We start from the raw sequence: 23,151 nt of genomic DNA, 5'->3' as shown, positions 1-23,151 counted from the left end.
GTTCCTGAAAAAAATATTTGTTGGGTTGACCCTACAAGTTAGGTTGATATAATAGAATTACTAAGTTAATGCACTCATAGCATCTTGTCTATGAGTTTTTCTTCTGATTCACTCATACCAACAACCCATTGTCGCATAAAAGCAAAATTTTACAGTAGGGGGACAGGAAAATGAAAAAAGCAATCGGCATTGATATTGGGGGGACAAAGATTGCCGCGGCAATCATTACGGAATCGGGAGAATTACTTAAGCGTACAGAAGTAAAAAGTGATCCTTCAGACCGTGAAAAGATGTTTGGTCGAGTCGTCGAGGCGGTGGAACAAGTCCTTGAAAACTCAGCAATTTCTATCGATGACATCAAAGGTATCGGGGTAGGAGTACCAGGTAAAGTGGATCGTGCGAAAGGCATTGCTGTTTTTCAAAATAATTTGCCTTGGGCACAATTTCCCATTATGGACCGTTTACGAGAGCGATTTGGTACTGAACGAATCTCAATCGACAATGATGTCTACATGGCGGCTTTTGCCGAATGGAAAGCAGTACAGGGGAAAAGTGATGAGACCTTTGTCTACGTAACTATAAGTACGGGAATCTCCTGTTCTATTATTCATAAAGGTTCGTTTTTCAGGGGAGCAGGATTTGCTGGGGAGCTAGGTTTAATTCCTGTCCTTTCTAAAGGAACCAATAAGCCTTTGGAAAAAGTAGCAGCTGGACCGGCTATCCAACAATTTGCTGCACGGGAATTGCAAGCAGAACAAATAGTTACGAAAGATGTATTTGCAGGCTATACAAATGGGCTGCCGGAATATCATTCGATCATTAATGAAGTGACCGACTATTTAGCGCAAGGCCTCTATTCGATTTCCAGCTTATTGGATCCGCACAAAATCGTTTTTGGCGGCAGTGTCATTGTAAACAATCCTTTTCTACTAAAGTTGATCAAGAAAAAACTAAACATCTATCAACTCCCTGAGCAACAGCATATTTTAGAGCATATGAGCATTAGCACATTAAAGCAAAATAACGGTGTCGTTGGTGCTGGACTAAGAGTATTTGAAAGTAATTAAAAGAGAGGTGCAGGAAATGTTTTCATTAAATCAAGAAAAATTAGTACCATTAGGTGCTTCGATTACAACTGCGGAGATTAAACAGCAGCCTGATTTATGGGCTGAAACGTATGCATTGTATAAGGATAAACGTAGTGATATCGAAGCATTTCTACAAAAACTATCAGAAAGACACGATCGGGTTCGCGTCATATTTACTGGTGCAGGAACATCTGCCTATGTAGGCGAAACCGTTCTGCCATACTTAAAAGGAAAAGTGGATGAACAAAAGTGGGAGTTTTTAAGTATTCCGACAACCACTTTAGTATCGAACCCCTATCAATTTTTAAAAGCAGATTTCCCAACCTTGTTAGTTTCTTTTGCTAGAAGCGGAAATAGCCCGGAAAGTGTTGCAGCTGTTGAATTAGCGGAACAGCTAGTAAAGGACTTCTATCAAATAACAATTACCTGTGCAAAAAATGGAGAATTAGCAAAACGAGCGCAAGACGATACGAATAATTTGCTGTTATTGATGCCTGAAAAATCGAATGATCAAGGATTTGCCATGACCGGTAGCTATTCATGTATGACACTAACTGCATTGCTCGTTTTTGATCCTTTGTCAGTTGAAGAAAAATTGTCGATTGTTAAAACAATTCGCCAAATGGGCGAAAGTGTCATAAGCAGAGAGGATTTTATTCAAAAAATTATTTCTGCTGATTTTGATCGTATTATTTACCTTGGTTCAGGTAGTTTAGAGGGACTCTCAAGAGAAGCGCAGTTAAAAGTATTGGAATTAACCGCTGGTAAAATTGTGACTGCTTTTGATTCCTCACTCGCTTTTAGACACGGTCCAAAATCATTTGTTAATGAAAAATCGTTGGTATTTGTGTTTGTTTCCAATAATCCGTATACACGTCAATATGATTTGGATATTTTAAATGAATTGCAGCAGGATGACATCGCAAATGGAATATATGCGATATCTGTGGAAGGTGAAACGAACTATGATGGAAATACCTTCTTATTTGATAGCGATGCACAATGTGTACCGGATGCATACTTGGCACTACCATTTGTCATGATCGGGCAAACGGTCTCACTGCTCACATCCGTAAAAGTAGGAAATAAACCGGATACCCCATCTCCGACTGGAATGGTGAACCGGGTTGTTAAAGGCGTTACCATCCACGAATACGTTTGATTTAATTGAACTTATCTTAATAAAGTTTGCCGGTATAAGAAAGAGGGAGTGCCATGATACTAACTGTCACCATGAATCCATCCGTTGATATTTTTTATCCTATTGATGGATTCGAGTTAGATGATGTCAATCGGGTAGAAATGGTCAGAAAAACGGCCGGGGGAAAAGGCTTAAATGTCGCCCGGGTGGTTGCGCAAATGGAAGAAGAGGTCCTCGCTACAGGGGTACTGGGCGGAACGATTGGCGATTACATCATTCAAGAATTAACTAAATGCAATATTCAAAATAACTTCTTGAAAATCAATCAGGAATCAAGAAATTGTATCGCAGTTCTTCATGATGGGATGCAAACAGAGATTTTGGAGGCTGGTCCGACTTTATCTTATGCTGAAGGAGCGGCATTTTTAGAAAAATTCGCGAATCTCCTGACTAGCGTTACAATTGTAATCATTTCCGGCAGTTTACCGAAAGGATTGCCCAATAATTTTTATCAAAAAATGGTAGAAATCAGTCGGGAAAAGAATATTCCTGTTGTAGTGGATTCGGCAGGAGAACCATTAAGGCAAGTTTTGTTGCATCAGGTAAAACCATTTGCCATCAAACCGAATACAGCCGAATTGTCTCATATGCTTGGGATGAAAGTTGATGCAGATATAGACAGTTTGAAACGGGCTGTAAATCATGAATTACTGACTGGGATTGAATGGATTGTCGTCTCGATGGGAAGTGAAGGCGCCTTTGTCAAACATGCTGATAATTATTATCGGGTCACGATCCCTCAAATAGATGTTGTTAATCCTGTTGGCTCCGGTGATGCCACGGTTGCTGGGTTAGCCGTTGCACTGAAACATGATCAGACGGTTGAAACATTATTGAAAACGGCGATGACTACAGGAATGCTGAATACGATGGAAGCAGGAACCGGATATATTAATTTCACTAAATTTAAGCAATTGTTTGATACTGTAAAAGTGGAAATAATAGATTGATAGAGTGGAAGGTTGCGTATATTTTTTATCAAGGGAAGGGGTCGGCAATTCTACTAAGTTTGAAAACAGTGGATTTCTTGCCGATTTATGGTGACATACAGTGTTAGAACTAACAACGAATAAATTAGAGGCTTTAAAAAGATTATCTGATGAAACGGGTGTAATTGGAGCATTAGCGATTGACCAACGTGGATCATTGAAAAAGATGATTGCAGCCGGAAAGGCGGCTAATGTAGGAGACGAGAGTATTATCCGGTTTAAAGAATTAGTATCTGAAGAATTGACCCCATATGCGACTTCCATTCTATTGGATCCTGAATATGGTTTGCCAGCTGCAAAAGTTCGCCACAAAGACTCCGGTTTATTAGTGGCTTATGAAAAAACCGGCTATGATGCAACTGCGGTGGGGCGTCTTCCCGATTTATTACCTGAGTGGTCGGTTAAACGATTGAAAGAAGCAGGAGCAGATGCGGTGAAATTTCTACTCTATTATGATGTAGACGAAGATGAAAAAATTAATCAGTATAAACATGTGTACATGGAACGTGTAGGCTCCGAATGTATCGCTGAAGACATACCGTTTTTCTTAGAAATTGTGACATATGATGCCAACAATGATGATGTGAAAAGTAAAGCGTATGCCAAAGTGAAACCTCATAAAGTGATTGAAGCAATGAAGGAGTTTTCTAAGCCACAGTATAATGTAGACGTTTTGAAAGTAGAAGTTCCTGTTGATATGAACTTTGTCGAAGGATACTCGGAAGGTGAAACGGTCTATAGCAAAGACGAAGCTGCTGCATTTTTTAGACAACAAAGTGAAGTAACAGAGCTGCCATTTATTTTCTTAAGTGCCGGCGTAAGTGCCAAACTATTCCAAGAAACATTGAAGTTTGCTAAAGAATCCGGTTCCACCTTTAATGGAGTATTATGCGGCCGGGCCACTTGGAAGAAGGGCGTCGCACCTTTTGCTGAAAATGGTGAACAAGCAGGCAGGGAGTGGCTACAAGATACCGGGATAAGAAATATTGAAGAATTGAATCAGGTCTTGAAGGAAACAGCTACCTCCTGGTTTGATAAGGTAAAATAAAAAATAGTCATTAATGTATCTCGCAATTCATTTTAAAAGTAGGCAATTCCTCCTTGTGGATGTTGCCTACTTTTGATCGTCGAAGGCATTTATAAAGTTGTAATAAATACGAAAATGTGAAGTTTTGAAATTTGTATTTATAAATAGGAAAAATTAAACTTTTATCCAATCTTTTTTACAAAATATTGATACTAGAATTTATTCCTCTCATTGATGAGTTCCCACATTGTTCGCATGTAAATCGGGGGATTTGTTGTCCTCTTTTTTATGTTTACTATAGGAATTCGAACTACTGCTGTAGTAAAAAAATTTATATTCCAATCCCCAACCTCTCCAACATTTTCTCAACCTCTTCATCATTATGTTTCACCTGAAACTGCTTAATCGAATCAAGAAGACTTAAATGAGGGGTCCCATTACGATCAATGACTGTTTCTGCATGAACGAGTACACTTAAAACGGACTCATCGACAGCTGAGACAACGGCCCTAAAGTATTCATCCATGTGGTTTTCACTAACACGAAAGATTTGTTCAATTTGTTCGTTTTCATAATGGGAGACTCTGTTTGCTGTTGAGAAGGCAACGGTTATTTCACCGCTTCCGTTGCCGATGAATGAGCCACTTCGAGTAATCCCAACACTTGAACGTTTTGCTAATCTTTTGAGTTGACGGCTGTCGAATGGAATATCGGTCGCTATGATGGTAATAATGCTCCCTTTTTCGATCGGTTTTATTGCTTTATCTTCGGATAACATTTTTCCAATTGGGGTTCCATAAATATTCAACACATCAAGAAAACCATGATTTGCTAATACTAAGACGCCGATTGTATAGTCTTTGCCATCTATAGAAATTACTCGAGAAGCAGAACCGATGCCTCCTTTTAAATCATAGCAGCTCATACCTCTTCCAGCACCAACAGCACCTTCTTCAAAGTCTTCGCTTGCTTTTTTTATCGCCTCAGAGACATGATCTTCTGTTATCACCAAATTACGTATATTGTTAATCACGCCGTCATTGCATTCAAGGACAACGGAGTTGATCGTTCCTGTTGAGTTACCAATATCGGTGTTATGGCTGAGCATATACTTAATATTTGCGGTTATCGCTGTGCCTACTGCAAATGTGTTTGTTAAAATAATTGGGCTTTCCAGGGTACCAAGCTCATCAATTTGAACCAAGCCGGCACTCTTGCCGAAGCCGTTAATCACATGTGTAGCAGCGACGAGCTTTTGTTGAAAAAGGTTGTCGGGTTGAGGCAAGATAGCTGTAACACCAGTCTTTTGGCTGCTATCATCGATGGTCACATGTCCGACCAAAACACCCGGCACATCTGTGATTAGATTTTTTTGCCCACTAGGTAAATTACAAATGTCATTGTATCTCTTTTTTAATCCCATAATCTTTTATAAACCTCCATTACTTGTAATCGTTTGGATTGACTTGCATAGGTCCGTAAAGTGAAGCGTCTGTATCTTGATAGTCCCACCATTCATTTTCATACCCTTTAAAGCCGGCTTTTGTCATAGCGCTATCGAGAATGTGATAATGGTACTCCTGTAATGGGGTACGAACCGCATTTCTTTTTGCGGCGTTACTGAAATCATCGAATTGGCTTTGCATTTCTACTTCTTTCCCATCCAAATCGGCGAGAGTTAAATCGAAGGTAACACCTTTTTCATGGCTATGGTTTGGATTTGGCGGAGCTACCCAAATTGGATCTGGATAAATTTCGAACATTTTCTTTTGAGCATAGGAAGGTCGATAGGCATCCCATACGATTAGGCGAAACCCCTGTTTCTTCAGAATGTTTGCCGCGATGCCTAATTTTTTTGCGGTTCCTACTCTAGCGACAGCGATGGAAAAGTCGTATATTTTCTGTTTAGTAAAGTTGTCTGCAGTAGCGTATTTAAGATCAACTATGATACTATCGTCAATTTTCTTTATATTGATAAATTCCTTATCTTTTTCGGATATCGTCACAAGTACACCTTCTCCCATATTTACTTTTCCTCTCGAGGAATAGTACGTTTAAACATTAGATAGACTCCAGCTCCTATTAATGGAATAAGCAGACCCAATATGGACGTTACCGGATCATCGAAGAGATTATTTAATAGGATGACTGCAAAGGCCACCACCGCAATAATAACCGTGATTGGATATCCCCATACTTTATAAGGACGCTTTTCATTTGGCATTTTTTTACGTAATATAGGAACGGCGATAATAGATAGCACATTAAAAATAGCTCCTGCAAAAACGACGAGCGACGTTAGCTGGTCTAAGTTACGGGTTAAAACTAAAAGAATGGATATGACCATTTGCAGCAGTAATCCGTAATGGGGTGTATGAAATCTTGGATGCAGGTTTGCAAAGGATTTAAAGAAAAATTTGTCTCTGGCAACAGCATAATACGTTCTCGAGAATGATAGAATCATTCCGTTAATGGAACCGGTCATGGCGAGAATCATTGCGATGACAACTAATATAGTGCCTGCATTACCAAGAAAGACATTTGCTACATCGGTTCCTAAATAAAGATGGTTGTTCTCTATTGATTCAGTAATTTGGTTGGCAGGTAAAACACGATAAATCGCGTAGTTAAACAGGACGTAAATAACCATCGTTAATCCTACGGAAAAAATTAAAGCTTTAGGCAAATTGACTTGCGGCTGTTTGATTTCTTCTGCCACCGTATTAAGATTTGTCCAGCCTTCATATGCCCATAATGAGGCAATGACTGCAAAGGACAACATTTTTACCCAATCGAGCATTCCTGCATTTGTTGGATTTAACGCTAGTTTAGGAAGCTCGGAACCTCCCAAAATACCTAATAAAATAATGAGAATAATGGGCAGCAGTTTAGCTACATTGAATAGATTCTGGACGACTTTTCCGGATTTCACGCCAATATAATTAATAAAAGTAAAGAGGATGATGACAATGATGGCTATTAGCTTAATGGTTGTTCCACTTAAACTTACGACGGATGCTAAAGCGGATGGAAGGGCAATGGCTAGAGCGGCAATCGAACCGGGCCCTCCAATAAGCATACTTTGAAAACTGAACATGTATCCAACAACCGGAGAGTAAGCTTTTGATAAATAAACATAAATTCCCCCAGCTTTAGGGATCATGGCTCCTAATTCGGCAAAACACAAGGCGCCAAGAAGTGTGACGATTCCCCCAATAAGCCAAGCTAATAATGCAGCGCCCATTCCCATACCCGACCGCTGCATTACATACGATCCAATATAGAAAATTCCTGAACCAATCATGATGCCCATTAAAATATTAGTTCCGCCAAAAACTCCGATTTCTCTTTGGAATCGGCTTTCATTATTTGATTGCTCATTTGCTGTTTTGTTTAAGAGATGATTTTGCATACTTCTCCTCCTTCACATAATAGTTGTCTAAATATAAAAAATACTCTTTCATTTTATTCTATTATTGTCAATTTAAATCCTCTTTTGATGTATAATTGAAAAAATAAAAATTCCGGATAAATCATAGACAGGAGAGAGAATATGAGTAAAATACTCAATTGCAATGGATTTATTACTAGAAAAGAGGGGAGTCAATCGTATTTGTCCGATTACACTCCCGGTCCAATTCTTACATTCAAATCGATGTGGCGCTTTACTAAAGAAGTTTGTTTTGATAATGATCCATACCTAGTAACTCATAGTGGGCTGGCAGTAAATAAAAATGATGTCTATCTTGAGGGTGAGCCGTTTTTTCATGTCATAGAGGTTTTTGAAACAATGATCCTTATAAAAGAAAAAATCACATCAAAGAAGATCGATGGAAGCCTTGGAGAAATAGTATCCCGTGGCACTCGTAAAAAGACCGAGGGGACAGTAGTAGATGTTTTTGGTGAATACTGGTGGTGGACAAATGATGGGTATTATATCCCGAAGCAATTTGCGATTGCTTGCCGTGAATCGTTTGAACTTAAAGAAACCTTTAGTGATGTATTATGTGGAAAAGTCACCACTATTTACGGTGCAAGTGTTTATGACCGATGTATGAGAGAAATACGGAACATTCCTTTCCTTGGAACTGTGAGTATTACCTCCATATATGCACGTCAATCCGAAGAATTTTATATGACTGATGAAGGTTTATTTTTAAAAAGTGAAGATGTTTTCATTATGGATGGGCGTAGTATTTTTTATAAGAGCAATGAAAAGGAATTTGATTGCTCTATGTATGCCTATGTGATGGAGCCTAATAGTAAAGGTCTCAATCAATTTGAACGACCGATTGATTTGTCACCAGGAATTTCTTATGAAGTAAAGAAAAAGAAACAAGATATTTATAAACGATGGTGGTATGAAACAACTGGTGAAACGTTATATTTGCCTACAGGACACTGTTTACTTTTACATGAGCGAAACGATCTTGTTATTCCGAAAAATCATAAAGATTATTATTTGTTAGCTACAAAGCATATTAATCAAATGGCATGGCAAGTAGAAAATGGATGCGAAGCGGCTTCTCTTTTAATGGGGCTGCAATACAAGGGATACGCCGTTGATATGAATTATGGTGAGTTTGTCAAACAAATGCCGATCGATCCTGAATACAATCCATATGACGGGTTTGGGGGATCTCCTTACAAAATTAATAAAGGTAGATTTGAAGCAATATTCCCGGAACCTCTTGAACAATGGGGGAAACAATATGGAAAAGTTATCGACATTTCAGGCGCTACAATTAGTCATTTGAAGACATGTATAATAGAAGATCATCCAGTAGTTGTATATGTCACAATTGGATTTGGTTCCCCGAAGTTTCATGACTATCCTTGGGGTACAGCCATCGCTAATAATCATGCGGTCTTGCTGGATGGTGTATATGGAGGTTTTTTGCATGTCAACGACCCGATTGACGGACCATATTGGATAAGTGAAGAGCAGTTTACGACTATTTATGAACTTAGAAAGTGGGCGGTGGGAGTGTTCTAATAGAGATATTTGTTTCCTTAGAAACGTACATAATTATTTTTATTGATCGCAGAGCTTTTGTTGTTGTATAAGAATATTCAAAGTGTTAGCTACTGTATAATGCATTTTATGGCCTAGGCATTGTTAAGTTGATTTCACTATGTTTGAAAAATAACCGGAAAGATTCCGTTTAAGTTGGGAAATACCCATATTTCCTTAAATATAAGCGGAATTTTCCGCTTATATGAAGCAAATCTTTGAATTTTTGCCAATTCAGAGCAGCTAACCGGAATTTCTCCGCTTATCCCTGCTACTTAAGCTTCCTCTATATACATTAGCCGGAAATTATCCGCCTATGAATTCTCATATCTCTACGAAAATCATCAATGAATAACTATAGAGCCAAGGCCAAAGAACCGTGGTTTTGTAAATAAAACTCCCCAACCAACACGTTAACAAATTAAAATGTTGCTATATAGAAGGAACTACCAACAACAATCTAGAAATACATAAAGGATAAAAAAAGGAGGTTTTCGAATGGAAAAAACATTGCCTGTAAAAAACCAAATGAATGGTGTTTTTGTTCATGTTACAAATTTGATGCTTTCAGCAAAATGGTACTCCGATTTGTTAGGGTTAGATGTCGATTTAGATCGCGTTGTTTCGCCTGTTTATAACATACCATTGGTAGGTACTACGTCTTTAACTTTAGATGACCACACGTTTGACCCTGAATTCAAGCATAATGTAAGTCTAAGCCCAATTTTTAATCTCTACGCACCAAAAATTGATGACGCCTATCAATATATTAAAGACAAAGGCATTGAAATTGTGAGAGAAATCGAGACGGTTGGTGATACGGCTTGGTTTAACATAAAAGACCCGGATGGAAATGTAGTGATGATTTGTAACTGTTAAATAGGTAAATACACTTTAAAAAGTTAAGGGTTGTTGGTTTTCTATCAATTTAATTTTAATTTTTCTTAGGAGTGTAAAAAAATGGATGTCTTAATTAAAGAACTTCCTGACTTTGATGTAGCGTATATTAGGCATGTCGGTAGCTATTTTGAACCCCAACCCCATTGGGGAAAATTAGGTCAATGGGCAGAAGAAAATGGGCTGTTCCCGCCTAATCAATCCTTTATCGGAATATCTTTAGATAATCCCGCGCTTGTGGAAGCAGAATCTTGCCGTCACGATGCATGTGTAACCATACCTGATGGTTTTGAAAAAGAAAAACATACTGATATTCAGTTTAAAAAAATATCTGGTGGACTTTATGCTTTCTATCAGTTTTACGATACACCCGATAAGTTAGGTAATACTTATCATAAGGTATTTGAGGAATGGTTACCTAAAAGTGAGTATGAGGCAGATCATAAATATAGCCTGGAATTTAATCTGAATAATCCAGCGTTTGACCCTGAGGGGAAATGTAAAGTCGATTTGTACATCCCCATTAAGAAAAGGCTATCAAAAAGTGAATGGTAAACTAGAATGGGTTTTCTTGAAAAATTGATTCGAAGCGGCTACCCAACTGTGGGTAATCGCCTTTTTTATTTCAAGTACTAGTCAACCTTGCCGACTCCAACAGCTAATTGCTCCCAAAGAATTTTCTCGACTTCTCGCCCTTCAGATTCGTTACAATTTACAATAATAATTATTTCCGACGTCTTTCCTTTTATAGTTCTTCGTTTTTTCGTCTTTTTCAAATTTATGTATAAATCAATGCAGAAGCCGAGAATAAATCCAAAGGCGGCTCCAATCAGTCCCCAATAGATTGGGCCCCAATCAAGTTTGAAGCCTCTGCTTGCCCCTATTACGGAAAAAAATACAGCTAGGATCATTCCTTTACTCAATAATGATTTTCCATCTGAACGATGAATGGAATCAAAAATTTCACTATCTTCGGGGCCGTTGTTCAGTGGTACGGCAAATATTTCGCTTATCCCCATTTTTTCTAATTTAGTGATGGCTAATTCTAAACGTATTGAATAATCAAATGTTGCGTAAATTTGCATTTGAACTCACCTTGGTTGCCTTAATTTTAAAATCACTCGATTGGTATTTTCTTTTCAGGAACATTTTTTGTTCCACTTCAAATAATTTATTATTTTCTACAGCATTCATGTAGGTCTCAAATATATTAAAGAAATACAATGAAGGCATATAAAGCAGCCATTGTTTATCAAGCACCTCAGTAGACTTTATGATATCTCCAAGCATTAAATAATGTAATCCTTCTATAAAGTGTGAGTAATGAACAAAAATAACAGTAACCACTAGAGTAAAAAATGCAGAGATAATCTGGTGAAGGTATAATTGACCAACGCTAGGAACCGTCATTGACCAAAGCAACGCTACTAAAGGACTTCTTTTATCAAGATAATTCACTTCAAATGGTTTTACAATTAGAGCATTAACAGAGGGTTTTTCTTTTTCAGCCAATAGATAAAGATTATTCATTTCCACAGTAGTACGGTAACTGTCCCAAATAGCAAAGATGTAAAGAGGAATATACATATAGACATAATTTATATTTAATACTTCTTTCGCAGCTTCAATGTCTCCCATAAATGAATACACCATTGCGAGGTTTAGATGTGAACTTTGATTTATAAATACTTCCCATATAATTAAAGAAAATCCACGTATATACTTATGTAATAATAGATGCCCATAACCAGGAAAAGTCGTTGACCATAATGCCACGATATAGGGATTTCTTGGATGAAGATATGTTGTTCCCCAAATACTCACATTTGCGACTTTACGTCGAAACACTTTGTCCACATTAGTCATATAAGTCCTCCGAGTTTTCATCACTTTGTCTGTAAAAATCTGAAATAATACGTTGAATTTTTTCTAGATCAGTCTGTAAGCTCCTACCCTTGTAAGAAATAATATCCCCTAGAATAGAAAAAGTATAAAAAACAACACGCCAAATAGGACTTTTTTGTTGCTCGGGAAAATACACGTTTGTAGGATGTCAAATGCCGTGTAATGTTGGAAGCGTTGTGCCATTTTAAACAAAAATAACTCCGTATTAGGAGTTATTATTTTTATTATGATAAAAACGCTTTGCTTTTGCACGATTCCCGCAGTCTGCCATCGAACACCAACGCCTGCTGCGATTGCGGCTTGTATCAAAAAACAGCCAACCACACGGATAGCCTTCACACTTTTTCACCCTACTTAGTTCTTTTTCAGAAGTAAGGATTTCAATAGCAGATTGAACAATCGGTGGAAGCATCCCATCTAATTCTTCACAATTCAAAAATTCCAATGAAAATTTATTCTCATCGGGCACTACTTGCATCTTTCCGTAAGCATTGCCTATGGCAGTATTCAAAATAGCAAGATCTTTAGCGTTTGGAGTATCATCGTTTGATACTAGACTAAAAATATGGTAAATCGATTCCCTTAACTCAACCGCTTGTTGGAGAACCTTTTTTGCCTCAGAAGGCCGATTTTCTGCCTTCTTTAGTAGTGAAAGCGCCTGTTGTTTCTTAAGAATATCGGCATGCAAACTCCAGTTTACGAGATTCTCGTAACTCGTCAGCCACTCCTGTGATTTCTCACTGCTATCGTGCCAACTTACTGTATTGGCAAAATCCAAACACAAACGGCCGCCAAGTAAATCATGCTTGTGTACATCTTTATTTATATCAGACATATGACTTCTCCTTGTCTTATCTACAGTCGGACTTTAATTTTTCTTTTAACCATTATAAAAGGTATTGACAGTTAGAATCAACCATTACATAATATAACCATCAAAGTAATTATAGAAGGTTAAATACATCAGAGAACAATGTGCTGATTTCTCTCGAAAGATGCAAAGGATAATCTGCCAAAAGGTTGTTCGTTCAATTGGCGGTTGTGTGCATGCATAAAAAATTTATTGGAGGGGTTAAACATGTGTGAAAGATTGATAAACTCGATTAAAACGATGGTACGAGAAACATTCGAAGGACCCCCAGTTCCTGTAAAAGGAAGTTGGTTCACCAATTCGGAACCGAATTCCGGAATTTTCGGTGTACTTGAGGGAATGACTTGCGAACAAGCCTCCATGTCAGTTCATGGAACAACGTTTGCTGCACAAACAGATCATATCCGCTATCATATGTGGGGAACGAATGGAATCTTAAAAAATGGGAAACAACCAGAAATGGATTGGGGAAAGAGTTGGGAAATTCATTCAGTTGATGAACAGCAATGGAAACGAATTCAAGATGGATTGCGAAATGAATACTTCACCCTTTTGGAATCGATTGACACGATTGAATGGAATGAACAACTGGCGAATGAAGTGTTATCTTCTTTGGCACATTCAGCATATCATCTTGGATCCATTCGACAAATGTTAAAAGCAGTATAATTAATTTTTTTCCGTAAGTAGGTAATTGATGTCCTTTTTGAGAAACCAAAGATAATTAAGTAAGCGGATATTTTCCGGTTAGACAGTAGGATCGAGGTCGGTTCGGGATATATAAGCGGAAGTTTTCCGATTAAGCAAAGCAAAATCACCCATTTTCACGTTTTTCGAGTAAATAGCCGGAATCCTTCCGGCTATTTAAGGTATTTTCTATGCTATTTTTTAATTAAGGGAAGTTTCTCCGCTTATTCATCAAACTGGATTTAAAATCGACTGAACTTGTACAACTTCTCGTGCTGGTAACGATCAATATCACAAAATAAATTCATCTTTTATCTATGTGGTACTATTCGAACTTTCGGCATTGTTTGTGGCTTTCTTCCGACGAAATATGTTTCTTTATTTTAATGTTTGTCACTTGTAAACCTTCAAGGTTAGAATCTCTTATAGAAAATGTAAGTTTATCGTAATCACCTTAAAAAAGGGTCAAAATGGTAATAACATTAGAAAAATCCAACAGTTGTTTTTTAAAAAATATTCCCTTCGGAGCACTTCCCTGTGTGCATCATACTGTACGTGTACGTGTACGTCCTAGCTCTCATGGTTCAGTGGCCACTAATATTATGTTTTCATCATTATAACGCATCCTGATATTACTCCCAGTCAAAATATATCCTTCCCCTTACTCGAATTTCTTTGCACTTTTCGCTTGTTAATAGTAAAGTTTATAATGTTCGAAATTTACTATCGTTTGATAAAAAACGCTTACACATGGTATAAGTGTAAAAGGAGCAGGAACATTTTTGCTTTTTTATTTTGGGACGAAAGTTGAACGGAGATCCCATTATGAAAGGACTTGAATTGATAATGACAGACAATTTTTGGCGTGATTTACCACGGCCATTTTTTATACTTGCACCAATGGAAGATGTGACGGATGTTGTTTTTCGTCATGTTGTGAGTAAAGCAGCTAGACCGGATGTGTTTTTTACAGAGTTTACAAACACGGTGAGTTATTGTCATCCCGATGGGCAACAGAGCGTGCGTGGGCGTTTGACTTTTACAGAAGATGAACAACCAATGGTGGCACATATATGGGGAGACCAGCCTGAATATTTTCGGGAAACGAGTATTGGTGTGGCGAAAATGGGATTTCGGGGTGTGGACATCAATATGGGCTGTCCTGTGCATAATGTGGCAGCTAAGGGGAAGGGAAGCGGTCTGATCCTTCGTCCTGAAGTCGCCGCGGATATCGTACAAGCTGCTAAAGCAGGGGGATTACCTGTAAGTGTGAAAACAAGGCTTGGTTACACGAATATAGACGAATGGCGTGATTGGCTAACACATATATTGAAACAAGATATCGCTAATCTTTCTATTCATTTGCGGACAAGAAAGGAAATGAGCAAAGTTGATGCCCATTGGGAGCTGATTCCGGAAATTAAGAAACTTCGCGATGAGGTGGCACCGGATACACTTTTGACGATCAATGGTGATATACCTGACCGTCAAACTGGATTGAAACTCGTTCAAGAATATGGTGTGGATGGGGTTATGATTGGCCGGGGTATTTTTACAAATCCATTTGCCTTTGAAAAAGAGCCGAAAGAACATAGCAGTGAGGAATTACTTGATCTTTTACGATTGCAGCTTGACCTTCATGATAAATATTCAGAGGAATTTGAGCCGCGTCCTTTCAAACATCTTCTTCGCTTTTTTAAGATATATGTCAAAGGGTTTCGCGGGGCGAGTGAATTAAGAAATCAATTAATGAGCACAAAGACAACAGATGAAGTACGTGCAATGCTTGATACCATTGGTTCTGATGGGGCTGGGGAACCGGAGAATAGTGTGACCCAAAAAAGTTAGTATGTATATTTGCAGCTTATTGGCTGGTGTAAGTTCGGTATTAAACTGGACTTATACCAGCCATTTTTTTATTTAGTTAGGTGTGAACATTATTTGTAAATGGTGTTCTGTCAAACGTGTTCAGGAATTGAAGAGTTTTGGAGCAATTCGGCAGTATAGCCGTTTAATCCGATATCTGTATTGTGAAATTAAAAGGACAAAATGTTCTTTCACTTTTTAAAGGGAAATACGACATACATAGAGTATTAAGATGATATGGAATTTTTAAGTATCCAGTTAACTCCATTTTTTTGGCAAAAAAATTTTTTTTATCCGGATGTGTCGATTTTGTTTATAGTCGTTCGTCGTCTTATTAGAAACGGAAATAATTCATAAATATTGAAAGCTAAGTATAACGATTAGGAGGGAAATTTTATGTTTACAGTTACTTCAAAAGACGGAACGAAAATCGCTTATGACAAAGTTGGCCGGGGGCCAGCTCTCATCCTTGTAGCAGGTGCCTTTAGCTATCGAAAATTTCCACAGCAGGTGGAGCTTGCTACCCTGTTGTCCGAGTATTTCACGGTTTACAACTACGACCGACGCGGCCGGGGAGATAGCGGTGATACACAGCCATATGATGTTGAGCGGGAAATTGAAGATCTTCAGGCTTTGATTGATGATGCCGGTGGTTCGGTATATGTTTGGGGATTATCTTCGGGAGCTTTTCTAGCCCTGCTAGCTGCAAAGAAAGGGTTAAACATTACGAAATTGGCTCTGCACGAACCTCCTTTCGTGGTAAAAGCGGAGGATCGTCAGCCGCCGAAAGATTTTACTAAGTATACTGCTGAACTGATTTCCAAGGATAACAGAGCCGAAGCCATTAAGTACTTTATGACCAAGGTTATGGGGGCACCCTCATTTGTTGTAAGCATGATGCGCATCATGCCTGGGGTGTGGTCTAAGCTTATGGCGGTTGCACATACGCTTCCATATGATGCTGCATTGTTGGATGGCTATATGGAAGGAAAGGAACTGTCCGCTGAGTGGTGGAGCAGTGTGACGATGCCAACGTTGGTATTAGAAGGGACGGAAAGCCCTGCATCTCTACGTCATAGTGCTAAAAACTTGGCAAATGTACTCCCTAATGCACAATTGTTGAGTAAAAAGGGTCTTGGCCATACGAAGAAGCTTGATACTAAAAAGATATCACCAGAGCTTACAGTATTTTTTTCGGCTAATCACTAATGAGACAAAGATTTTCGCAAAAAAATGCAAAAAAATAATTTCGGTTGTCGATTTAACAAAAAAGGTATTCGTTGTATAAATAGAAGTGGAATGAAGCTTCACCATAAAAAATTGGAGGTTATTACTTATGAGATTTATGATGATTGTAAAAGCGACTACAGACTCAGAAGAAGGAAAAATGCCTAGCCCGGAGCTTATTGAGGCGATGCAAAAGTATAATGAAGAATTGGTGAAAGCGGGTGTTTTACTAGCAGCAGATGGACTGCAACCTAGTTCAAGCGGAATAAGGATTTCCTATCCGGAACCGGGGAGTAAACCAAAGATTATGGACGGTCCATTTACGGAGGCGAAAGAAATCATTGCGGGATATACCTTAATTGAAGTTAAATCAAGAGAAGAAGCGATTGAATGGGCATTACGGATGCCGGATCCGCATGGATTTGGTCAAGGAGAAATTGAGCTTAGACAGGTATTCGAGGCGGTAGATTTGACAGATAATCCGGAATTTCTGGAAAAAGAAGCAGCACTTCGCAAACATGTAGAGGAGCAAAAGAAGGCGTGAGTTTGCCCAAAACACAACGAACAATTGAAGCGATATGGCGAATAGAGTCACCAAAGCTCATTGCAAAGCTAACCGGGATGGTTCGGGATGTTGGCCTTGCAGAGGATCTTGCTCAAGATGCCTTGGTGGTTGCTCTTGAAAAATGGCCGCATGCCGGGATACCAGACAATCCCGGCGCATGGCTGATGACGACGGCGAAACGGCGTGCGATTGACCTTTTACGAAGAACGAAGATTCGTGATCAAAAGTATGTGGAAATTGCTAAAAATGCAGATTTATATACTGAGGAAGACATAGATCATGTTCTGGATGGGGAGATTGGTGACGATCTCCTTCGTCTGATTTTTATGACTTGTCATCCAGTATTATCACAGGATGCCAGAGTTGCATTGACACTGCGCCTGTTATGCGGACTTACCACAGAAGAAATTGCACGTTCATTTCTCGTTGCGGAATCAACCATTGCTCAGAGAATTGTCCGTGCTAAGAGAACCCTTAAAGAAAAAGAGATTCCTTTTGAGGTCCCTCTTGGAGAGGAACTTCATGTTCGTCTGTCGACCGTACTTGAAGTGATTTACCTTATGTTTAATGAAGGATATTCAGCAACTTCCGGGGAACACTGGATCCGTCCTTTGCTATGCCAAGAGGCACTAAGATTGGGACGTGTCCTTGCCGAGATCGCACCGAATGAACCAGAAGTTCATGGGCTAGTCGCTTTAATGGAAATTCAATTTTCTCGGTTCAAAACTCGAGTTAATTCTAAAGGAGAACCTATCCTTCTTATGGATCAAAACCGTGCACAATGGGATCAATTATTGATTCGCCGTGGATTGGCAGCACTAGAGCGCAGTAGGAAGTCAGGGCGTTCACTTGGACCATATTCTTTGCAGGCAGCAATTTCTGCCTGCCATGCTCAGGCACTGACTCCAGAGGATACGGATTGGCCTCGAATTGCTGCTCTTTACGAAGCGCTTTCGATTGTCATGCCCTCCCCAATCGTAGAGTTAAATCGGGCAGTTGCTATATCCATGGCATTTGGTCCGGACATTGGCATCCAGATTGTCGACGTGTTAAATGCTGACCCATCCTTAAAGAAATATCATCTATTGCCAAGTGTTCGCGGGGATCTCCTTGTTAAGCTAGGGCGCTATGATGAAGCTCGGGCAGAATTTGAACGTGCTGCATCACTAACCCAGAATGAACGTGAACGATCCCTACTATTAAATCGCGCGATGGAATGTGAAAAAGGAAAATCTACATAATTTTTTCCCAGCCTTGTCGATTATCTCGTTCCTTATTCGTCGTGTTGGTAAAGGAATAGTTGAGCAGTCTATTTTGCTCCCCATTCCTTCCAACTAATACGAGGAGGGAAAAGCAATGAGATTTTTATTGATTGTCAAAGCCACAGAGTACTCGGAGGCAGGAGTAGCCGACGGAAAGGATTATCTTGAAGCAATGACTTCGTATAAGAAGTCACTGGCTCAAAAAGGTATATTTCTTGCCGATGAAGAGCTTCAGCCAAGTTCAACTGGATTAAGAATAACATATCCAAAGAAAGGTAGAAAACCAGAGATATTGGCTGGCCCGTTTCCAGTAAACCAAGGGCTTATCATGGAATATATGCTGATTAATGTGAGTACGGAGGACGAGGCGCTAAACTGGGCGCTGAAAATGCCGGTTCCAAAGGTGAGAGGTAAGTACGAGATAGAATTGCGAAGATTAAAAGAGGAAATAGAGTCTATACATGACCCCGGAATTATGGCGATGGAAGCCTCTTTACAAGATCATCTTCATATGTTGAAAAAAATTTAATAAAAGTTTTTTTCTTTGTCGATTTCACAAGTGATTGGTCGTCGTATTTATAGATGGATAAATTAAATTTGAAAGGTTGTTGAAAAAATGGGAGCACAATTAAACGCTTATCTCATGTCGGAGGATGCAAGAAGTCAGGCGAATTTTTACGTAGAATCACTCGGTGGGGAAATTCTATCAGTTAAAACATTCAGTGAGGCACCAGGAACTCCTGAAGCGGTAAAGGATAAAGTTATGCATCTGTCTTTGATGGTAGCGGGAAGGAATATGTTAATGATCTCCGATTCATTTGAACCGGTATCTAGTAGCCGTAGTATCAGTCTTGCTTTAACCTATGACAACGAGTCCGAAGCGAAAGAGGCATTTGCCAAGCTTGGGGAAGGTGGAGAAAACAAGTATCCCTTTGCTTTGCAGCCGTGGGGCGCCTACTATGGAGAAGTGATAGATAAATTCGGTGTGACATGGATGATTACCAAACCGTAAACCATTTCAATTTCAAAAAAATTCACTATGCACGAAAAGGAGAGTATGTGTAAATGAATCAGGAAGTTACAGAATTTATAGATGCAATAAACGAACCATGGCAGAAAGACCTTGCTACTAATCTGAGGGGGATTGTCCATAAGTCCATACCAGATGTACATGAACGCATTCAATACAAAAAGCCACATTTTTTAAAAAACGGAAAGTACGCTGCTGTAATCTCGACATCTAAAGCAGCAGTTAGCTTTACCATTTTTAATGCCGACACTCTGGATCTTCCGGAAGGCATGTTCGATGGACCTCCGGAAAGAAAGACATTGAAGCTCCATAAAGGGGATACGGTTGATCACGAACAGCTTATCTCATTCGTTAGTCAAGCATCTGCAGTGCTTTAATTTCATTCAATTATACAAATGATTAGATGTAAATTGTAAGAAACCCGGTTACCCTTCTCATGCGGAGAGTAACCGGGTTTTTAGTGTTGGATGTGCAAACCTACTATTCAATGAAATAAAGCCGAGGATTCCTTAGTGGGAAAATGGGCTTTTTTTTATGGGGAATATTGCTAAGCGAATGTTTACCGTGTTTTTTTTGTGGGTCGCGAGTGAATGGTACACCATTCTTGCCTTTGTGAAGCTGATTATTGCTAATTTTTTTACTTAAATTCGAATAGTTGACAAAATGTTCACAAGTTTTTGGAAGGAAGGGTGCCTTTTTTCTCCACAAATTTATATTTCTACTATGAAGGCAATTTTAAGAGAAAGGGCAGGGATGAAGATGGCAAAGTATAGAATGGTGCGTACAGAATTTTGGAAGAATCCGATTGTTTTAGAAGAGATGACTCCGGAGGATAAGTATTTTTACCTTTATCTGCTTACGAATCCGCATACAACACAAATTGGAATCTATCGAATAACGAAGAAAGAAATGGCGTTTGATTTGGGCTATTCGATTGAGAGTGTGCATTCGTTAATGGAGCGTTTCGAGAAGCACCATCAATTGATTCGTTATAATCCTAAAACTAGGGAACTAGCGATTAAGAACTGGGGAAGAGAGAACTTGCATAAAGGTGGAAAACCGGTCATGGATTGTATTGTTTCCGAACTGAAAGAGGTTGAGGATTACTCGCTAATACAATATGTTTCGGAATTCATACATAAGGAAGAGATTCGTAGCTTATATGAAGCTTTTTATCGACAAAAAGAGATGCCCGTGGAGATGGAAGAAAAAGAGGATGATGAAAACGAATTCTGTGAAGAATTTGACGATACGTTGCCGACTCGTTTTACGACACGTGGGCAAAAAGAAAAAGAAAAACAAAAAGAAAAACAAAAACAACAAAAAGATCTCTATCCAAGTATAGATAATAATACACACATAGCGAATCCGTCACTGAGTAATGATGATGTGAAAGAAATTATAGAGTTCTGGGATACAAATGGATTTGGTTTTACGAACGTAAATGCAAAAGAGCAGTTGTTGTCGTGGTTGGATGATTCAAGTTTTTTACAACCGAAGGACATGATTGTAAAAGCCATGAAAATTGCATGTGCCAATAACAAGCGAAAGCTGAATTATATCATCGGTATTCTGAAAAACTGGGAAAATGAAGCTTTGCTAACTGTGGAAGAAGTGGATTCGTATGATGAGAAACAAAAGCAATATAGACCATTAACCGAATCAATTCCTGCTGGAAGAGCAATTCCTAGGGAATTTGAACTCGACCTATCGGCAGGTGAAGATGGATGAGTGTGGTGGAAAAAACGTTTCTAGGAAGCTTGATGAAGGCAGAATACTTACTTCACGATACCATTATCCAACCAGATCATTTGGAAAGCAAACAGCACGAAGAATTAATGAGAAGAATGATGCAGTTAAAACAGGCAGGTAAAAATATTGATTTGCTTACGTTTACGACCTTACCCAATCTCGAATCATACGGTGGAATGTCTTATCTTTCAGAGATTTTATCGTATGCAAATCTTGAGAAATTTAATGAAACAGAGAAGCTTATTCTTGACATGTGGAAAGAACGAGAAAAGAGAAACATCTTAACGCTGGCAGCGATGAATGATTGGGAGATAGCGAAAGTCATTGCCGAATTGGATAAAATTAACCAATCGAAGATGGAGGATCACACCTCTTTACACCAAGCATTAGTGAGAATCTATGAAGCACCTTGGGAAGATCAATATCATTCAAAAGGCGTGACATCGGGGATCAAAAAGCTTGATCTTGTGACCGGAGGCTTTCAGAGCGGGGAAGTGACAATTGTAGCGGGAAGGCCATCAATGGGGAAAACCGATGTGATGCTTCATTTTGCAAAAATAGCGGGTTGGGCAGGATTTCTGCCACTCGTCTTTTCCCTGGAAATGCCTGAAAAGCTCATCACCTCGCGATTAATGGCTTCGACCGGAGGATATAACCGTGTCAAAATGCGGGATCCGAAACGAATGCTTAGTCAAAGTCAAAAGCAGAAATGGTCGGATGTCATTGGTGATCTTGATGAAACCAATATGCAAATCTTTGATGGGGCAGGGCAAACCGTTGCTGAAATGAGAGCGAAAACAAGAAAACTCATGCACGAATACCCATCTAAGAAACCAATCGTTTTTATCGATTACTTAACACTGATTCACCCAAGTGAATTTTACGGGGGAAATCCCCATCTACAGGTAACAGAAATATCTAAATCGCTCAAAACGATGGCGAAGGATTTTGACTGCCCTGTCATTTGTTTGGCACAGCTCAATCGATCTGTCGAAACGAGAGCCAATAAACGGCCGATGATGTCTGATATTCGTGAATCCGGTAGTGTCGAACAGGATGCCGATGTCATTTTATTTCTATATCGCGAAGCCTATTATAACAAGGATTCTGAAGATCATTCCCTTGAAATGATTATCTCGAAAAACCGGAATGGTCCTGTTGGAACAATCAAGGTGAATTACAACGAGCATACAGGGGCAATTGGGGAAAAATATGAACAGAGTCCGCATTTTGGTGGCTGATAAATTTCTGAAATCGGGGTGTTATCATATGTTGGTGAGAGAGATGTATGAGTATAGTTTGCTTTATGAAGATTCTACACTGGCTCATTCCCTATATCATTTATTAGCAGAGAAGAAAATTTCATTGGATGATGATCTATCCAAAATAGACATGAAGCAAGCAAATCATGAAAAAATAGCAGAATTAGTGCAAAAGAATGTATTGGGGATTCGTAAAATTGGCATCTATTCCTTGAAGATGGACAAGAAGAACTTTGTCTTTATCTATGCCGGTAGTGAGGAAGAGGCTATAGAGTTCTATCGTAAATCATTTCATAAGTACCCACTGAATTGTCATGAATATTTGCTAGATTTTGAGCTTACTAGAGGGAATGATGTGATCTCGTTCCGGGAGATGAGGAGGGAGTTTGAGCGGTTTCCGGCGGTGGCGGGGTATTTTGTGAAGGGGGAATCAACTCGATTGGCATAATTAGGTAAGTTTTTTTGAATGTCCGCTTTCCCATCATTTTACCTTTTTACACACACTGAA

General features: G+C 39.0%; 24 protein-coding genes. 18 read left to right on the top strand and 6 right to left on the bottom strand.

Going from position 1 to position 23,151, the window contains the following annotated elements; genetic code table 11:
* Positions 1-170: 170 nt before the first annotated feature.
* The 4 genes from I5776_RS15905 (at position 171) to lacD (ending at position 4,326) form a co-directional block, all read left to right on the top strand.
* Entirely contained in the window at positions 171-1,067 is an 897-nt protein-coding gene (locus tag I5776_RS15905) for an ROK family protein (protein ID WP_202777346.1), read from the top strand.
* A 16-nt stretch (positions 1,068-1,083) separates the two neighbouring features.
* Positions 1,084-2,250, top strand: coding sequence for an SIS domain-containing protein (locus I5776_RS15900; RefSeq protein ID WP_202777345.1), 1,167 nt, complete (start codon positions 1,084-1,086; stop codon positions 2,248-2,250).
* Between the two features lie 53 nt (positions 2,251-2,303).
* Positions 2,304-3,239 carry a tagatose-6-phosphate kinase gene (gene lacC / locus I5776_RS15895; RefSeq protein ID WP_202777344.1) on the top strand — a complete coding sequence of 312 codons (936 nt, stop codon included), beginning with the start codon at positions 2,304-2,306 and terminating at the stop codon, positions 3,237-3,239.
* Between the two features lie 100 nt (positions 3,240-3,339).
* Positions 3,340-4,326 carry a tagatose-bisphosphate aldolase gene (gene lacD, locus I5776_RS15890; RefSeq protein WP_202777343.1) on the top strand — a complete coding sequence of 329 codons (987 nt, stop codon included), beginning with the start codon at positions 3,340-3,342 and terminating at the stop codon, positions 4,324-4,326.
* Positions 4,327-4,636: 310 nt separating this feature from the next.
* On the opposite strand, the gene I5776_RS15885 is transcribed toward lacD, so the two are convergent.
* From I5776_RS15885 to I5776_RS15875, 3 genes are read right to left on the bottom strand one after another with little or no spacing between them, the layout of a single operon-like run.
* Positions 4,637-5,728 carry a DmpA family aminopeptidase gene (locus I5776_RS15885; protein WP_202777342.1) on the bottom strand — a complete coding sequence of 364 codons (1,092 nt, stop codon included), beginning with the start codon at positions 5,726-5,728 and terminating at the stop codon, positions 4,637-4,639.
* A gap of 19 nt (positions 5,729-5,747) precedes the next feature.
* Positions 5,748-6,329 carry a M15 family metallopeptidase gene (locus tag I5776_RS15880; RefSeq protein WP_202777341.1) on the bottom strand — a complete coding sequence of 194 codons (582 nt, stop codon included), beginning with the start codon at positions 6,327-6,329 and terminating at the stop codon, positions 5,748-5,750.
* Between the two features lie 2 nt (positions 6,330-6,331).
* Positions 6,332-7,717, bottom strand: a complete 1,386-nt coding sequence (locus I5776_RS15875; protein WP_202777340.1) for an APC family permease — start codon at positions 7,715-7,717, stop codon at positions 6,332-6,334.
* 141 nt (positions 7,718-7,858) lie between these two features.
* Between I5776_RS15875 and I5776_RS15870 the strand changes: the two genes are divergently transcribed.
* From I5776_RS15870 to I5776_RS15860, 3 genes are all read left to right on the top strand, one after another.
* Positions 7,859-9,301, top strand: coding sequence for a C39 family peptidase (locus I5776_RS15870; RefSeq protein ID WP_202777339.1), 1,443 nt, complete (start codon positions 7,859-7,861; stop codon positions 9,299-9,301).
* A gap of 516 nt (positions 9,302-9,817) precedes the next feature.
* On the top strand, positions 9,818-10,198 hold the full coding sequence (locus tag I5776_RS15865; RefSeq protein ID WP_202777338.1) for a VOC family protein: 381 nt from the start codon (positions 9,818-9,820) through the stop codon (positions 10,196-10,198).
* A gap of 81 nt (positions 10,199-10,279) precedes the next feature.
* Complete coding sequence (locus tag I5776_RS15860) at positions 10,280-10,771, top strand: AraC family transcriptional regulator (RefSeq protein WP_202777337.1); 492 nt, start codon at positions 10,280-10,282, stop codon at positions 10,769-10,771.
* A 77-nt stretch (positions 10,772-10,848) separates the two neighbouring features.
* Here I5776_RS15860 and I5776_RS15855 read toward each other — a convergent pair whose 3' ends face one another.
* From I5776_RS15855 to I5776_RS15845, 3 genes are all read right to left on the bottom strand, one after another.
* Positions 10,849-11,301 (bottom strand): hypothetical protein, encoded by a 453-nt coding sequence (locus tag I5776_RS15855; RefSeq protein WP_202777336.1) that lies wholly within the window; start codon positions 11,299-11,301, stop codon positions 10,849-10,851.
* Positions 11,279-12,082: a hypothetical protein gene (locus I5776_RS15850; protein WP_202777335.1), complete on the bottom strand. Its 804-nt coding sequence runs from the start codon at positions 12,080-12,082 to the stop codon at positions 11,279-11,281. Before I5776_RS15850 ends, I5776_RS15855 begins: the two co-directional genes overlap by 23 nt.
* A gap of 244 nt (positions 12,083-12,326) precedes the next feature.
* Entirely contained in the window at positions 12,327-12,956 is a 630-nt protein-coding gene (locus I5776_RS15845) for a CGNR zinc finger domain-containing protein (RefSeq protein ID WP_202777334.1), read from the bottom strand.
* A 243-nt stretch (positions 12,957-13,199) separates the two neighbouring features.
* Here I5776_RS15845 and I5776_RS15840 point away from each other — a divergent pair, with 243 nt between their 5' ends.
* The 11 genes from I5776_RS15840 (at position 13,200) to I5776_RS15790 (ending at position 23,091) form a co-directional block, all read left to right on the top strand.
* On the top strand, positions 13,200-13,661 hold the full coding sequence (locus tag I5776_RS15840) for a hypothetical protein (RefSeq protein WP_202777333.1): 462 nt from the start codon (positions 13,200-13,202) through the stop codon (positions 13,659-13,661).
* Between the two features lie 843 nt (positions 13,662-14,504).
* Complete coding sequence (locus tag I5776_RS15835) at positions 14,505-15,527, top strand: tRNA dihydrouridine synthase (RefSeq protein WP_246483817.1); 1,023 nt, start codon at positions 14,505-14,507, stop codon at positions 15,525-15,527.
* A 414-nt stretch (positions 15,528-15,941) separates the two neighbouring features.
* Complete coding sequence (locus I5776_RS15830; RefSeq protein WP_202777332.1) at positions 15,942-16,754, top strand: alpha/beta fold hydrolase; 813 nt, start codon at positions 15,942-15,944, stop codon at positions 16,752-16,754.
* A 127-nt stretch (positions 16,755-16,881) separates the two neighbouring features.
* Positions 16,882-17,316, top strand: a complete 435-nt coding sequence (locus tag I5776_RS15825) for a YciI family protein (RefSeq protein WP_202777331.1) — start codon at positions 16,882-16,884, stop codon at positions 17,314-17,316.
* On the top strand, positions 17,313-18,578 hold the full coding sequence (locus tag I5776_RS15820; protein ID WP_202777330.1) for an RNA polymerase sigma factor: 1,266 nt from the start codon (positions 17,313-17,315) through the stop codon (positions 18,576-18,578). The genes I5776_RS15825 and I5776_RS15820 overlap by 4 nt, the downstream gene beginning before the upstream one ends.
* 115 nt (positions 18,579-18,693) lie before the next feature.
* The gene (locus I5776_RS15815; RefSeq protein WP_202777329.1) at positions 18,694-19,128 is read left to right on the top strand and encodes a YciI family protein; all 435 of its coding nucleotides are present in this window, start codon (positions 18,694-18,696) and stop codon (positions 19,126-19,128) included.
* 87 nt (positions 19,129-19,215) lie between these two features.
* Complete coding sequence (locus tag I5776_RS15810) at positions 19,216-19,611, top strand: VOC family protein (protein ID WP_202777328.1); 396 nt, start codon at positions 19,216-19,218, stop codon at positions 19,609-19,611.
* A 53-nt stretch (positions 19,612-19,664) separates the two neighbouring features.
* A complete protein-coding gene (locus tag I5776_RS15805; protein WP_202777327.1) occupies positions 19,665-20,006 on the top strand; it encodes a DUF1801 domain-containing protein in 342 nt (113 codons plus the stop codon).
* Positions 20,007-20,388: 382 nt separating this feature from the next.
* Entirely contained in the window at positions 20,389-21,360 is a 972-nt protein-coding gene (locus I5776_RS15800) for a DnaD domain-containing protein (protein ID WP_425490387.1), read from the top strand.
* A complete protein-coding gene (locus tag I5776_RS15795) occupies positions 21,357-22,622 on the top strand; it encodes a DnaB-like helicase C-terminal domain-containing protein (protein WP_202777326.1) in 1,266 nt (421 codons plus the stop codon). Before I5776_RS15800 ends, I5776_RS15795 begins: the two co-directional genes overlap by 4 nt.
* Entirely contained in the window at positions 22,582-23,091 is a 510-nt protein-coding gene (locus tag I5776_RS15790) for a hypothetical protein (protein WP_246483815.1), read from the top strand. The genes I5776_RS15795 and I5776_RS15790 overlap by 41 nt, the downstream gene beginning before the upstream one ends.
* Positions 23,092-23,151 lie beyond the last annotated feature (60 nt).

This window comes from Heyndrickxia vini (assembly GCF_016772275.1).
Classification (GTDB): domain Bacteria; phylum Bacillota; class Bacilli; order Bacillales; family Bacillaceae_C; genus Heyndrickxia; species Heyndrickxia vini.
This window is presented reverse-complemented; position numbering and strand designations above follow the sequence as displayed.

What these genes read in the sequence shown, in the direction of transcription:
- I5776_RS15905 (WP_202777346.1), top strand. Translation starts at nt 171, where the DNA reads ATGAAAAAAGCAATCGGCATTGATATTGGGGGGACAAAGATTGCCGCG.
- I5776_RS15900 (WP_202777345.1), top strand. Translation starts at nt 1,084, where the DNA reads ATGTTTTCATTAAATCAAGAAAAATTAGTACCATTAGGTGCTTCGATT.
- lacC (WP_202777344.1), top strand. Translation starts at nt 2,304, where the DNA reads ATGATACTAACTGTCACCATGAATCCATCCGTTGATATTTTTTATCCT.
- I5776_RS15885 (WP_202777342.1), bottom strand. Translation starts at nt 5,728, where the DNA reads ATGGGATTAAAAAAGAGATACAATGACATTTGTAATTTACCTAGTGGG.
- I5776_RS15880 (WP_202777341.1), bottom strand. Translation starts at nt 6,329, where the DNA reads ATGGGAGAAGGTGTACTTGTGACGATATCCGAAAAAGATAAGGAATTT.
- I5776_RS15875 (WP_202777340.1), bottom strand. Translation starts at nt 7,717, where the DNA reads ATGCAAAATCATCTCTTAAACAAAACAGCAAATGAGCAATCAAATAAT.
- I5776_RS15870 (WP_202777339.1), top strand. Translation starts at nt 7,859, where the DNA reads ATGAGTAAAATACTCAATTGCAATGGATTTATTACTAGAAAAGAGGGG.
- I5776_RS15865 (WP_202777338.1), top strand. Translation starts at nt 9,818, where the DNA reads ATGGAAAAAACATTGCCTGTAAAAAACCAAATGAATGGTGTTTTTGTT.
- I5776_RS15860 (WP_202777337.1), top strand. Translation starts at nt 10,280, where the DNA reads ATGGATGTCTTAATTAAAGAACTTCCTGACTTTGATGTAGCGTATATT.
- I5776_RS15855 (WP_202777336.1), bottom strand. Translation starts at nt 11,301, where the DNA reads ATGCAAATTTACGCAACATTTGATTATTCAATACGTTTAGAATTAGCC.
- I5776_RS15850 (WP_202777335.1), bottom strand. Translation starts at nt 12,082, where the DNA reads ATGACTAATGTGGACAAAGTGTTTCGACGTAAAGTCGCAAATGTGAGT.
- I5776_RS15845 (WP_202777334.1), bottom strand. Translation starts at nt 12,956, where the DNA reads ATGTCTGATATAAATAAAGATGTACACAAGCATGATTTACTTGGCGGC.
- I5776_RS15840 (WP_202777333.1), top strand. Translation starts at nt 13,200, where the DNA reads ATGTGTGAAAGATTGATAAACTCGATTAAAACGATGGTACGAGAAACA.
- I5776_RS15835 (WP_246483817.1), top strand. Translation starts at nt 14,505, where the DNA reads ATGAAAGGACTTGAATTGATAATGACAGACAATTTTTGGCGTGATTTA.
- I5776_RS15830 (WP_202777332.1), top strand. Translation starts at nt 15,942, where the DNA reads ATGTTTACAGTTACTTCAAAAGACGGAACGAAAATCGCTTATGACAAA.
- I5776_RS15825 (WP_202777331.1), top strand. Translation starts at nt 16,882, where the DNA reads ATGAGATTTATGATGATTGTAAAAGCGACTACAGACTCAGAAGAAGGA.
- I5776_RS15815 (WP_202777329.1), top strand. Translation starts at nt 18,694, where the DNA reads ATGAGATTTTTATTGATTGTCAAAGCCACAGAGTACTCGGAGGCAGGA.
- I5776_RS15810 (WP_202777328.1), top strand. Translation starts at nt 19,216, where the DNA reads ATGGGAGCACAATTAAACGCTTATCTCATGTCGGAGGATGCAAGAAGT.
- I5776_RS15805 (WP_202777327.1), top strand. Translation starts at nt 19,665, where the DNA reads ATGAATCAGGAAGTTACAGAATTTATAGATGCAATAAACGAACCATGG.
- I5776_RS15800 (WP_425490387.1), top strand. Translation starts at nt 20,389, where the DNA reads ATGGCAAAGTATAGAATGGTGCGTACAGAATTTTGGAAGAATCCGATT.
- I5776_RS15795 (WP_202777326.1), top strand. Translation starts at nt 21,357, where the DNA reads ATGAGTGTGGTGGAAAAAACGTTTCTAGGAAGCTTGATGAAGGCAGAA.